The 13,543-nt window shown below is 40.6% G+C and carries 8 protein-coding genes; 4 read left to right on the top strand and 4 right to left on the bottom strand.

Annotated elements, in window-relative coordinates; genetic code table 11:
- Positions 1–587 precede the first annotated feature (587 nt).
- The 3 genes from AAG747_RS22900 (at position 588) to AAG747_RS22890 (ending at position 4,486) form a co-directional block, all read left to right on the top strand.
- Entirely contained in the window at positions 588–1,235 is a 648-nt protein-coding gene (locus AAG747_RS22900) for a porin family protein (protein ID WP_346823571.1), read from the top strand.
- Positions 1,236–1,605: 370 nt separating this feature from the next.
- Positions 1,606–2,691, top strand: a complete 1,086-nt coding sequence (locus AAG747_RS22895; RefSeq protein ID WP_346823570.1) for a metallophosphoesterase — start codon at positions 1,606–1,608, stop codon at positions 2,689–2,691.
- A gap of 472 nt (positions 2,692–3,163) precedes the next feature.
- A complete protein-coding gene (locus tag AAG747_RS22890) occupies positions 3,164–4,486 on the top strand; it encodes a hypothetical protein (protein WP_346823569.1) in 1,323 nt (440 codons plus the stop codon).
- Positions 4,487–4,493: 7 nt separating this feature from the next.
- On the opposite strand, the gene AAG747_RS22885 is transcribed toward AAG747_RS22890, so the two are convergent.
- The 4 genes from AAG747_RS22885 to AAG747_RS22870 all read right to left on the bottom strand — a co-directional run bounded on the left by AAG747_RS22885 (position 4,494) and on the right by AAG747_RS22870 (position 8,481).
- The gene (locus AAG747_RS22885; protein ID WP_346823568.1) at positions 4,494–5,099 is read right to left on the bottom strand and encodes an RNA polymerase sigma factor; all 606 of its coding nucleotides are present in this window, start codon (positions 5,097–5,099) and stop codon (positions 4,494–4,496) included.
- A gap of 207 nt (positions 5,100–5,306) precedes the next feature.
- On the bottom strand, positions 5,307–5,909 hold the full coding sequence (locus AAG747_RS22880) for a porin family protein (RefSeq protein WP_346823567.1): 603 nt from the start codon (positions 5,907–5,909) through the stop codon (positions 5,307–5,309).
- Between the two features lie 43 nt (positions 5,910–5,952).
- The gene (locus tag AAG747_RS22875; protein WP_346823566.1) at positions 5,953–7,296 is read right to left on the bottom strand and encodes an OmpA family protein; all 1,344 of its coding nucleotides are present in this window, start codon (positions 7,294–7,296) and stop codon (positions 5,953–5,955) included.
- Between the two features lie 18 nt (positions 7,297–7,314).
- Positions 7,315–8,481 carry a hypothetical protein gene (locus AAG747_RS22870; protein WP_346823565.1) on the bottom strand — a complete coding sequence of 389 codons (1,167 nt, stop codon included), beginning with the start codon at positions 8,479–8,481 and terminating at the stop codon, positions 7,315–7,317.
- Between the two features lie 1,968 nt (positions 8,482–10,449).
- Between AAG747_RS22870 and AAG747_RS22865 the strand changes: the two genes are divergently transcribed.
- Entirely contained in the window at positions 10,450–13,536 is a 3,087-nt protein-coding gene (locus AAG747_RS22865; protein WP_346823564.1) for a SusC/RagA family TonB-linked outer membrane protein, read from the top strand.
- Positions 13,537–13,543: the final 7 nt, after the last annotated feature.

Here is a 13,543-nt window from a genome sequence, read left to right as displayed (position 1 = left end):
ATGTTTCTTCAATCAATATTATGACTGTTGTATGCCACTTTCCTTCCTCCCCTCCTACTTTTTCTTAGGTATTTCTTTTACTCTCTTTGGACTATCGATGGCATTATCCCACTCTTAAAATATCACAAATACTTCTCAAAAACATTGTATAAATACATAAACATACAATGTTACAAAAAACAAACGACTCTTACTTGAGCTTTCGAAGCATGTATCTTTTTCATGCGTATACATTGTTATATAGCAATCTATCCATATCTCTTATAAATCAGACAGGGAAATCTTGATTATTTCACGTCTATACATTGTTAAATTATAGCAAAAAATAACAAATACCTATTTTAAGGTGTTTCATATCATTTCCTATCCAAAAAGTGTATTTGCTGTAATTTGATTTTTAATCAGATAAGTAATTCGTGGTAAAACCTGCCAAACAGTCTTCAATTTTCCATTTTTATGGTTTTTGCCAATTCAAGGTTAAAAAATACATGTACTTGTTCAGGCTTGGTTTACTTCTCTACGATCTCCATACCCGGTATAGATTTGCCCCGATCATTTTTTTAAACTCATAAAACCCAATTTTTTTAATGAGAAAGATTATTTTATCTATTGCATTTGCTTTGTGTTCTATGGCTTATGCACAAGCACAACTTTCAGGAGGTTTAAAAGCCGGGTTAAATTTGTCCAATATTTCCAACCTGGATATGGAGGAAGATATTGATATGAAATCGAAAATTGGTTATCACTTTGGTGCTTATTTGAATGCTAAACTTGCCGAGAAGATCAGTATCCAACCGGAAGTTCTTTTTTCCACCCAAGGTTCAAAGGCATCCGATTCAGAAGAAGACAGTGGTTATTCTTATGAGTACGATATCAAAGCGAATGTAAATTACCTAAACATTCCGGTATTGGTAACATTCCATGTAAATGAAATGTTTAACCTCTATGTAGGTCCTCAAGCCGGCTTTTTATTAAGTGCTGAGTTAAAAAGCGAAGCGACAGAAGAAGGCCCGGATGGAAAAGAGTCTTATGAGTCTTCAATGGATATGAAGGAATATATGAAAAGCACTGACTTTGGTGTAGTGTTCGGAGCCGGTGTGAATTTACCCGCAGGTTTAAACGCTTCCCTTCGTTATAACTTAGGTTTGTCTGACATTGCTGAGGAGAACGAAGGGGATGCCATCAAAAACGGGGTTCTTCAACTTTCCGTAGGTTACAGACTTTTTGGTAACTAACATACAGATTACGCATAGTGCCTTGCACCTACCAGGTTTTGAAAACCTGGTAGGTGTTTTTATTCCGCAAACAAAAACTATTTAAAAAAAATAATACTTACCATAAACGGTGAAATTTAGCCACTTTCCACTCAATACCGCCCTTTCTATCTACTTGTATGGTAAAATTGAGGTACCTGTTCTTTTTCAAGAATGGCAATATTTCAAGTTACTTCCTGCCCTCAGCATTTGATTTTGCATCGGCAAAAAGAAAGTTTTCCCCAAGAACTTAATATATTCGCTTACACTTCCTATTTAGTTGTTAACGACAACTTGATGGAAACTAACCTGTTTTCTTACCTACACCAAACCATACAATCAGTACCTCAATATGAAAAGACTCCTATTTACCTTACTGTTAAGTGGGTGCTTGATGAATGCTTTTTTTGCAAAAGCACAGCAGTCAGAAAACGCCTATTCTTCACCTACTTTATCCGATCCCGGTTCCTGGACAATGGTCATTTTACCTGACCCCCAGACGTATGTAAAATTTGAACGGAACCAAGGTATATTTGAATTGATGACCGGTTGGGTCCATGAAAATATTGACCCGTTAAACATCAAAATGGTGTTGTGTACGGGTGACTTGGTTGAACAAAACAATATTCTAAGAGGAGCCGGAAAAAACGGAAATGAAAGTAGCCTGGAACAATGGAGAGCCATCGACCGCTCCGTTAGCCGCCTGGATCATTATGTTCCTTATGTACTGGCGGCTGGTAACCACGATTTTGGCTATAAAAATGTAGAAACCCGGCATAGCTTTTACGATCAATACATCACTGTGGACCGCAATCCTCTAAACCAACAATTGCTCCGGGAATACTACTTTAATGCTAACGGTATGCCCACTATCGCCAATGCTATATTTGAATGGGTAAGCCCAACAGGAAAACCGTTTTTATTCTTAAACCTGGAGTTTGCCCCACGAAATGAGGTGTTAAACTGGGCAATCAAAACTATTGCTCAAGAGAAATACAAAGAACACTCGGTTATCGTATTGACCCACTCCTATATGAACGCCAAAAACGAACGGATTGAAAAAGAAAACTACCCGATTGAAGATGGAAACTATGGAAAGGCCATTTGGGAAAAGTTAATTGCTCCCTCTAAAAATGTTAAAATGATTGTAGCAGGCCACATCGGGAGCCCGGACGATGCCCAAAAACATATAGCTTTCAGACAATCTCAGAAGAACGATGGAGAGACCGTCACGGAAATGGTATTTAATGCCCAGGCTTTAGGCGGTGGCTGGCATGGCAACGGAGGGGATGGCTGGTTGCGCTATTTGGAGTTTTTACCGGATGGGAAAACCGTCAAAGTCCGTACCTTCTCTCCCTTGTTTGCCATTTCTCCTTCCACCCAACATTTGGCTTGGCGCACAGCTTCTTACGATCAGTTTGAGTTTACATTAGAATAAAACTTCACAGCCCTTAGTCAATACCAGGGGCTGCATTTTTCTAATACCTCCTTTTTACTCTTTCCAAATAACCATTATCTATCGGTTATCCTCTGAATACTTCCCTCTGCATTGACTTTAATCATTATTTCGAGTAAGAGAGGTCATCTCCCAAAAGGCCTCCAGTGTTTAGTTTTGAACTGTAATGGATGGATACCAAATTAAATCAAAAATCCTTAGTATTCATTTTTATACAATTGAACCATCACATACGGATCATCCTAAATAAGCCATTAAAAGAACTTTCCCTATAATTCTAAAGAAAAACATCAATATACTTTCAAACAGCCTGTATGTTGGTTGCACCACCTAAACCTACTTGAATAAAATTCCAAATACTCCTTCCTCATTAATACCTATAAGGTCGTATTCATCTAATACATTGATCAACCTCGATTGTCGTTTCATTTGAATTATTTAAAATACAAAGGTTATGAAAACGCTTAAACCTTGGCTTTTAATCTCTTTCGGTTTTTTAATGCTGTTAATAGCAGAGGGAGTGTATGCGCAGCAAGCAATTATGCAATACTACCGGCCTAATAATAAAGACGGACTCAATGTATTTGAAACCTCTAAAAACGATACCACTACTTTTAAAGGCTTAAAAGTATGGGTGGGAGGGGATTTTGCCATGCAGTTTCAAGGAATGGAACAAGAAAATGCGTTGGATAGCTTGGTTGAATTAGGTTCCAATTTTAATCTTCCTACTGCCAATCTCAATATAGATGTGCAATTATATGACGGAGTAAGAATGCATCTTCGTACTTACCTTTCTTCTAAACACCATGAAGAATCCTGGGTAAAAGGCGGACATATTCAAATCGACAAACTTGAATTTATAAAACCGGGATTCTTAGAAAACATCATGCAATTTACCACCATCACAATCGGTATGGACGAATTCAACTATGGGGATGCACACTTCAGGAGAAGCGATAATGCCAGAGCTATATTCAATCCTTTCATAGGCAATTACATTCTGGATGCTTTCTCTACAGAGGTATTTGGCTCTATCACGGTACAAAAAGAAGGTTTTCTGGGAGTGATTGGTGTTACCAATGGCAAATTGAATCAAAATGTGGTGGTGAATGATAATTCAGACAACAAACCGTCAATTTTTGGTAAAGTAGGTTTTGATAAGCAGTTTACCGATAAAGTAAGGTTTCGCCTTACGGGCTCGTGGTACATCAACAAAGGAACCACTACTGGTACTTGGCTGTATGGAGGTGACCGTTCCGGATCCCGCTATTACCACTTAATGCTAACATTGGATGATGATGGCAACGACTTTGAAGGCAGGTTTAACCCACGGTTTAAAAAACTTACAGCCTTTCAAATCAACCCTTTTATCAAATTCAACGGCCTTGAGTTTTTCGGAATTTACGAGCTTGCTTCCAATAGCGATGATGAAGGCTCAGGGGCTTTTTCCCAATATGCAGGAGAACTCATCTATCGCTTTGGGAATGCGGAGCAATTATACCTTGCGGGAAGATACAATGTCGTGACCGGTGAAAAGATTGAAAACGCACCGATTCAAGAAATCAACCGCTTGAATATCGGGGGAGGCTGGTACTTAACTAAAAATATCATAGCCAAAGTAGAATACATCAGCCAGAAATATGAGGGCTCCGGATGGAACGGAACTAAATATGAAGGGGGAAATAAATGGCATCAACCTGGAAGCGGTGATCAGTTTTTAGTAGAAGCAAATTCAAAAATCTATTTGCTTGAAGCACAAAAAAAGATTGATATCTAATGCGAAGCTATGGAAGTATCCAGGCTAAAACATTAGCTATCCATAAGCTTATATACAAATAATTTATTTTTGTTGCATGCCGGTTGATAAACTTAACGGCTTCTACCATTTGATTTTGTACGGTATGCACCGAAAGTGAAAGAACCTTGGCAATTTCATTGTATTTCAAACCATCCAAGCGGTTGAGCCGGAAAATCAACTGCCGTTGCTTGGGCATTTGACCAATAACCGTCTCTACTTGGTCTTGAAACTCCTGATAATGTAAGAGGGTATCCGGTGCATTGTCGGTATTTAACAGATAGCCGTTTTCTATTTCTTCAAGGGGAGTGGTATCTTTATTTCTTTTTAGATAATTAAGGGCCTGATTTTTCACGCTTTTGTACAAATACGCTTTGAGCTTTCCTTGAAGTTCAATACTTGATTTTTTCAACCATATGGTCAAAAACACATCGGAAACCACCTCTTCAGCCAAATCAGGACTTTCTACCAATTGCAAAGCAAAATTACAGAGAGGGGAATAGTATTTTTCAAATAGCTTGTCCAAGGCTTCCTGACTTCCACTTGCTAACTGTCCGAAGAGTTGTTCATCGTTTTGATGTTCCAGCCTGCCCATATCTCTAAGTGATGTTTTGGTTTCTTAATCTGCTGTCCGGTTGAATTCAGGCACGAATGTAGACCATCCTAAGGGAATCTTTCTCCGGATTTAGATTAATGGATTGTTAACTTATTCACTCCAATATTTCCTGACGAAAGCCTTTCTATCGGTAAAGCCTGAAAATGAGCAAGCCATAGATGAACCGATGACATGCCTTTGATGAGCTTAAAATAAATAATACCCCAGTGATATGCTTATCCCATTCAGATGAGCAGATTCATTCAGCAGTCCGATATCGGTTAATCCCCGTTCATATCGCAAGTCGATCATCACACGGTCTTTTAGGACCCCCCCTCCCAAAATAAAATTAAAATTATTGTTCTTTACATTATCGATCACCTTTACCTTGGAATCGTCAAAATGCTCATGGCTGCTTAACAAAAAATTCATTCCTATTCCGAATTGCAGAAAATATAATTTAAAACGCCTTTCTATCGTAATTTTTCCGATGACTGGAATCTCCAAATAAGTAAGGTTCGTTTTGACAGAATGCCGTTGATCCGGGTCACTGAATAAATTCCGGTCGTTCTTCGCAGCTAAAAACTTCAAGTTCAACTCAGGTTGAACAGAAAAAATACCCGACTCCCAAAACTTATAAAATATCCCTATCTGCGCCCCGGGGCGCAGGGCGGCATTATCGCCTCCACTCACGTCCATCCAATTCAGATTAAAGCCCCCTCGTAACCCAAATTGCTCTTGATCCTGAGCCAATGTCCACGAAGTGGATAACAGGGACAATATGATAAAGTATACGATTATCTTTTTCATGATTTCACAGTCAATCTAACGAATAAAATGATAGTCGTTTGGCTTAGTCAATGACTACTTCCACTCTCCGGGCCAACGTAAAATCAGACTCGTTTTCATCCGCCCCAAAATACTGAATCGAAACCCTTTTCAAGTCAATCCCTTGGGAATATAAATAATCCCTTACGGAATGGGCTCTTTCACGACTCAACCTCATATTCAACTGTTTGTCTCCCCTACTATCCGCATATCCTTTGAGAATTAAATGTTTATCCGGAAATGTTTTCAAATATTCAATTAACGTATATAGTTTGGCTTTGGAAGCTTCGTTAAGGCTGCTCGAGTTCACCTGGAAGTAGACACTCTCCTGGAAGAAAACAGGTTGAATAGTGTCCGGAAAGGCTTTGGCAAACGCCTCAGTACTCGGTTGTTCGTCTACAGAGACAGGTAAATGTTCCTCTTGAGGTTCCGGCTCTGACAGCTCTTTTTCAGGAATTTCCGTTAGTGAATCCGCTTCAACTATACCAGTATCGACTATCGCTTGCAAAGCTTGTACCTGGGAGGTGAGCTCTTCAATCTGTTTTTGTAGTGCCATCATTACACTGTCGGATTCAGGATGAGACGCTTCTTTATTTTTCCCTTGAACATGTACATAACCTAAGCTCGGTGTAATAATGGAGTGTTTATCATGATAATACCTGCTTTCGGGCCCTGATTCAAGTTGCCTTTTCAGCAATTCATTTTTCCTTAATAAATACTCTCTGTCCAGATCTTCTTCGGCTTCCTTCAAAGTGATATAGGATTCACTCGGTTCCTTTTGTTCTTCTATATTCTCTTCCGTTTTCATTTCGTTTACAGGTGGGCTTAACCGGATATATTCATCCGGTTTGGACGCTTGAGTTCTTACTTGACGGGTCACCGGAAACAGCACTTGAGGGTTGTAAGGTAAAGCCAACGAATCCTGATCCAGGTCCAAAAAAATCTTGGTATTTGCTTTTAAACTAGAAGCAGAAGAATCTGCAGGCTTTTCCTCAGGCTGTACACCCACCATGGGAAGGGTGGTTATTTTCCGGTCAGTATGAAAATCTTCAAACAAAAAAAGACTATCAACAGGAGGCTTGGTTTCTACAGGCGGAATTTGTTTTACTGTTGCTCTTTCCATTGGCTGTTGGGTTGCCGGCTGCATTTGCATCAATGCAGGACTTTGTTTTACCAACTTCCGGTAATGTAATTTGATCAAAGGCAAGGTATCGTTCAATATGGGGAATAACAGTTCCTGACGATATTCCGAAGCTTGAGAAGAGGCATAGATTTGGGGAGGCCGGAATTTACTTTTCGACGGGTAATGTTGCCCCCATACAGGGCTACTCACAAACAACAATAGTATGTAAAGGAGATAGTTTTTCATCGCTTTCTTTGTTTAAAATTAACGTTTACCCAATCCCACCCAGAGTTTTACATCCATAGTAAAACCTACGAAAGGCCGTACGTACACATCCGTATTATAATGTGTCTGTCCGTTGTTACTGCCTTCATTGTTCAACACCACTGCACCTGCCGATAAGCGCATAAATTCAAATACCCGGTACCCCAAACCTAATGTAATCGGTTTGTCTATAATAGGTCCGCTGACCACCAGCCCGTTTTCTCCCTCAAAATCTTCCAAAAAGAAGCCAAATAAAACAGAGGTATTGCTCCAAAACTTACTGTGAAAGGCCCGGTTGCCCAGGGGCAATGACAAGCCTAACATAAATGCCGCATCGGTATCCTCTTCATCGAACTTTTCTTTTAACATTACTCCTCCGTACCCTCCGTAAAGGGTTACAATGGTTTTGACTTTTTCTACCGGATAGTTATCAATATGTTTACTAAAACTGATTACTGCCAATTCTGTATTAAACAAATGCGCCACTTCACTCCGAAGCCGTATTTGCAGTTGCCTGATCAATTCATTTGCACTGTTTAGCTTTTCGGTGGCAGATGTTTTCTCCCCCATCAATTCACTATAATCTTTTTTCTGAAGCATATTGATCTGCTCCACTACCAAATCGGAAAAGCCTTCGAAACGGACTTCTTTATCATTGCGATAATAGCTCAATCCTTGCCATACAATTTGGTTCATTTGTTTCACCAAAGTGCGTCCGTTTGACAAGAGGCTAATTTTTTTCTTGCGCAACTCAAGGTTCTGTTCCAAAAAAACATCCAGGGAATGGTACAGCTCTTGTTGCAAATTATCCATCTCTTCGGAAGTTGCCTTCCGGTAATAGTTGATTATAAAATCATACTCTGCACCCCCTTTCAGTTTATAACTGATCGGAATATAAAACTCACGCTTTTGCTCATATAAGGGCTGCTTCCATAAATTACTGTAGAGTGGCGGACGATTTTCTTTTCCCACTTTGTCCAATACCAAAATTTCTACCATCACGATTTGGGTTTCGATGATCCCGTGTATTAAGAAATTAGACGCTGCCGGCAATGGCGCTCCTTCTTCAAAATTCGATTTATCCATATCAAAATGGACAATCGGATGTTGTGCCCAAGAAGAAAATGTGCCCAATAACAGGAAGAATGTAATCGTAATATTTTTCATAGTTTGACTTTCTGTGTAAATACCCGGTTTTCTTCACTTTGATTTTGCAACTTGTTTTTAAATCGCTACAGGTTTACCCTGTGGCTTTTCTACAAGACGCACCTTTACCCTTCTGGAAGTTAGAAAGTGAAAAGATGATAAGGGCAATTCAGTACTTGAGTGGAGTTGCACAACCAAGTGTATGCCTTGTTGTAGGCTGGATTATTTAACAGATTTAGTAAGGAGAATAGTGTAAGCCTTTTAGGGATTCGCTTATTTGTAGATTAAACTTTACCCTCTTGTTATAATATAACAAAATATTCCATAAATTCAAGAAAGAACGGTTTTCTTATGTTCAACTCTAAGACTCCATGAGATCAAAAAGTCACCTAAAGCGCTGTATTTTTTTCGTGAATGGATAAAAAATAATTAGGAATATGTTTAAAATTCGTTGCGGGACTGCCCTATGGGAGGCACTCCTTTGAGTGGCTGTTCCTTTGGTAATAGTTTAGGACTCTCAAAATAGTATGGTCCGACACTCGGTGGTCCGACACTCGGTGGCCGACATTCGGTGGTCAGGTATACCGGAGAATATTAGCCTTACCGGTCATTCAAAATACTACACTGAAGTTCCTGAAATGGGCATTTTTGACCCAAAGAACAAAATTTAAAGAGGCTCTGATAATACGACTTTGGAATAATTTACCCAAGAAAAAAGCTGAAAGGCAGTAGCCCCTCAGCTTTCACATCTATGTTGAGAAAATTATTGCTTATTTACGATTTACGCTATTTTTAATACCATAACAAAGTATGGATCAAAATCTTTCATTTATTTGCAGGTAATTCTAAATAAACTTAACCCATTGAGCAACAAGATATAACCAAGCCAAAGATACTATTCACTTTGTTTTGGAATATGCTACGATTGACTGGATGGTATAAATTCCAAGCCACCCGATCACTTATGAAAGTGAATGAGTATATATTCTGATCGAGTCAGAATATATACTCCTTGAGTGAAAGTGAGTAAATACTTCAAGAAGGTGTTGAATGAATAGCCAGGTGAATCAGCGCCATGCAAATGACATCCAATCCCGGTCCGATAGAGTGTTTTCACGGTGGTTGAATTACCCTCAAAGGAACTTTGAAACCATGCTCCTACCCAAGCTGACTTCTTGGTTAAAGTGCAGAAAGATATTCGCATTGATCTTCCAAATGCGAAACCCAGGTAGGGGTCCTAGTAAAAACCTTTCCGGGATAGGTCCTTTGCTCTTGAAATGGATGAGTTTTAAACATGCACTAACAACAGAATACAAACTTTTAATAATTCCGAAAAAAATTGCATTTAATTATTTTATTAAATACTTTTGATTATGTTCAAACATATATACATATTGATTAACATAATTTAAAATGACTTATTGATTCAGTCTGCTAACAAATAACAGTTGTATAAATTACTTAATGAGTATGTTTAAAATTCTTTTAGGAGGGGGTGACTTTCGGAAAATGATAGAATTACGTTCCGTAAAAAAAATAATGAATTGAGTTTCCTGACCGGAGACGTTACCTTTCAAAAGAGGAAACATAAACAACTCTAACATACAAAAGTGAATGTATATTAGACCAACTCATTATTCTTTCTTGAGAAAGGATAAAGGTGAAAAGGTCTCTTTAAATTTCCACATCATGATCAAGCGTCTATTAACAGGGCGTTTAATCACTTCCATTAAAACTCAATCAGCTATTTCAAGACAAACCAGCTTATGACCTTTTGGATTTCCGGAAATCAATAATTTTAGGTTTTCCGGATTTGGCAGTATTTACCAAAACCACCTAGCTTTCAAATAGTTTAAAAAATGAAAAATTTTGATAGTTCCTAAACACACGGCCAATCTCTCTAGGAAAGATTGGCCGCTGCAGGCCCCCTCATGGTCGAGATGAGTGGGCCTTAGTTCAATTATTTACTAATAAAACTTATACAAATCTATGAAATGCAAATTACTACCACAAATTTGCTCCCTGACTAGGTATGTCCTTTTCGGAGTGATTTTGCAATGCCTCTTATTTTCTATACTCTTCGCTACCGCAGCCCAAAGCCCAAAGGAGCAAAGGACTATTTCGGGAAAAGTGATAGATGAAAACGGGAATGCGTTACCCGGGGTCAGTGTCCTGGAGAAGGGTACATCTAACGGTACCGTTACCGACCTTGACGGGAATTATGCACTCAAACTTAAAAGCGAACAAGGCGTGCTTATTTTTTCTTTTATCGGCTATTCATCGAAAGAAGTCCCTATAAGTTCCTCCTCAGTCATGGATGTACAAATGGAACCGGATACCCAACAACTCGAAGAGGTCGTTGTGGTGGGTTATGGGACTCAGAAAAAATCCGAAGTGACCAATGCCGTAGTCCAAACCTCAGGGGACGAAATCAAAAAAGCACCTACCGTGTCCTTATCCAACTCATTGGCCGGTAGATTGGCAGGGCTTTATGTCAACCAACGCAGTTCCGTTCCCGGTTTTGACGATGCGGAAATCCTGGTCAGGGGATTCAATACATATCGAAACAACTCCGCCCTGATCGTGATTGACGGGGTAGCCAATGCGGATCCCGATGGCCTCAATCGCTTAGACCCCAACGACATCGAGTCCATCTCGGTCTTGAAAGATGCCTCTGCGGCCATATATGGGGCTCAATCGGCCGGTGGGGTAATTTTGGTCACGACCAAGCGCGGTAAAGTAGGCAAACCGACTTTTACCTATTCCTTTTCACAAGCTTACCAGTCTCCTACCTCAAAGGTAAAAACGGCCGATGCCTTGGAGTACATGAACATTCTGAACAGCAGCCGGGCATTGGACGGAACTGACCCCGACTTTCCGGAAGAATTGGTTACCAAATATCAAAGCGGAGAACTGAAATCGGAAGACTGGTGGGATGCCTTGATCGATGGCCCGGTAGCGCAAAGCAGGCACTCCTTGACCATGCAGGGTGGTAGCGAAAAAATCAAATATTTTACCTCGATAGGGACTGCCTCTCAAGGAGGAATTCTGATCGGAGATGACAAAACGAAACTCCGGCAATATAATGTGCGGAGTAATCTGGACGTCTCGGTTACCAAAGACTTAACGGTGGGGATTGACCTCTCGCTAAGGCAAAAATTCACCCAAACACCTCAATCCGCACCAGGTGGAGACCTGCACTTTGCCGTAGTCATGAGCCCGCTGAGAGAAGCTTTTATCGATGGAGATACCCGCTACCCTTCCGAAGGCTGGTCTCACTTAAACCCGGCCGCAAGGGTACATAGCCCCGGTTACCGGAAATACACCGCCAATGTGGTCAACGGAACCTTCCGGTACAAATACGATATTCCGGCTATCAAGGGCTTGTCTTTGGATGGCTTTGCCTCCATTGTGAAAACCATGCACTACGATAAATCTTTCGATTATGTATGGGACTATTACGAAAAAAATGCGGAGGGACAAATCGTAAAAAAAACCTCCCGGACCGTAGAAGACATCGGCTTAAAGGAAACTTTCTCTCAAAGCAGAAGGATTACTCTGAATACCAAACTGGCCTATTCCACCACGATTAATACCTTCCATAATATCAGTGCTTTTGTGGCTTATGAACAGATGGACTACCAGGACAATAACTTCTGGACCCAGCGCCTCGGCTTTGATTCGCCACAGATCGATCAGCTTTTTGCCGGAAGTACCGATCGCAGTAACTGGAACAATAACGGGGGCGCTTCGGAATCTTCCAGGCGGAATTACTTCGGACGCTTAAACTATGATTTTAAAAACAAATATTTACTTGGGTTTAACTTCCGGTACGATGGCTCACCTATTTTCCCCAAAGAAGGGCGCTTTGGCTTTTTCCCCGGGGTTTCCGCTGGCTGGGTGATTTCGGAGGAATCGTTTATCCCGGACAATCTGTTCAGCAATTTAAAATTGAGGGCCTCTTGGGGAAAAACCGGAAATGACCGGGTAGACCCATTCCAATACATCGGAGTTTTCGGCTACAGCAGCGGGCATGTGATTGACGGAAGAGATGTACGCGGTATTACCGCCTTAACTACCCCCAACCCCAACATCACCTGGGAAGTATCGGAATCCTCCAACCTGGGTTTGGAAATCGGGATTCTGAATGGAAGATTGAACTTTGAACTGGACATTTTCAAAATCAAAACTTCGGATATCCTGGGACGAAGACAGGCCTCTATTCCCGGCTACACCGGCTTGGCGCTGCCGGATGAAAACATCGGAGAAATGGAAAACCAAGGATTTGAATTCCAGACTTCTTACCGGCAAATTTTTGGAGAGCTGACCTTCACCACTCAAGGCAATGTATCTTACAATAAAAACAAAATCATCTACTTTGACGAGGTGCCTCAAGCAGAGCCCTATCAAAAACTGGAGGGCATGCCCTTCGGGTCAACGCTGGTCTATAAGGCGATCGGCATTTACCGGACACAGGACGATTTGGATAACAATGTAAACTATAACAATGCGAAGTTGGGAGGGTTGATTTTTGCAGATTTAAATGGAGACGGAGTGATTGATGGCAATGACCGGTACAGGTTTGACAGTAACGCCTTCCCTAAGGTTCAGTTCGGATTAAATTTAGGTGCAACGTATAAAGGCTTTGACTTAAGCGTACTCTTTCAAGGACAAGGAGGGGCCAAATGGAGATTAGACAATGGCTTTAGCACCAGTGCGGATGGTAACGGCCTCACTTATGTGGCTAACAATAGTTATTCAAGTGAAAATACCACTGCCTTACTTCCCCGGATCCGCCCCACAGGTACCGCAGTGGCAAACAATGATTTTTGGTACCACGACACCTTTTGGATACGGTTAAAATCAATGGAGCTAGGTTACACACTCCCTAAAGCTTTGCTTTCCAAAGTGAAACTTTCAAGCTTGAGACTGTATTTCTCCAGCCAGAATTTATTTATGCTCTACAATAACCTGAAAAAGTACGGAGCAGGTGATCCCGAGTTTATCAATAGCGGAAAAGGGGCGCAATACCCCAACATGAAGACCTTGAGCTTCGGGCTTAATCTAACCTTCTAAATCTTAC

The sequence above is a fragment of the Rapidithrix thailandica genome, from assembly GCF_039710355.1.
GTDB classification, from domain to species: Bacteria; Bacteroidota; Bacteroidia; order Cytophagales; family Flammeovirgaceae; genus Rapidithrix; species Rapidithrix thailandica.
Note: the sequence above shows the minus strand (reverse complement) of the source record. Positions and strands in the feature narration are given on the sequence as shown.

Bases quoted from the DNA above. Each gene is read 5' to 3' on its own strand.
- AAG747_RS22900 (WP_346823571.1), top strand. From the start codon at position 588: ATGAGAAAGATTATTTTATCTATTGCATTTGCTTTGTGTTCTATGGCT.
- AAG747_RS22895 (WP_346823570.1), top strand. From the start codon at position 1,606: ATGAAAAGACTCCTATTTACCTTACTGTTAAGTGGGTGCTTGATGAAT.
- AAG747_RS22890 (WP_346823569.1), top strand. From the start codon at position 3,164: ATGAAAACGCTTAAACCTTGGCTTTTAATCTCTTTCGGTTTTTTAATG.
- AAG747_RS22885 (WP_346823568.1), bottom strand. From the start codon at position 5,099: ATGGGCAGGCTGGAACATCAAAACGATGAACAACTCTTCGGACAGTTA.
- AAG747_RS22880 (WP_346823567.1), bottom strand. From the start codon at position 5,909: ATGAAAAAGATAATCGTATACTTTATCATATTGTCCCTGTTATCCACT.
- AAG747_RS22875 (WP_346823566.1), bottom strand. From the start codon at position 7,296: ATGAAAAACTATCTCCTTTACATACTATTGTTGTTTGTGAGTAGCCCT.
- AAG747_RS22870 (WP_346823565.1), bottom strand. From the start codon at position 8,481: ATGAAAAATATTACGATTACATTCTTCCTGTTATTGGGCACATTTTCT.
- AAG747_RS22865 (WP_346823564.1), top strand. From the start codon at position 10,450: ATGAAATGCAAATTACTACCACAAATTTGCTCCCTGACTAGGTATGTC.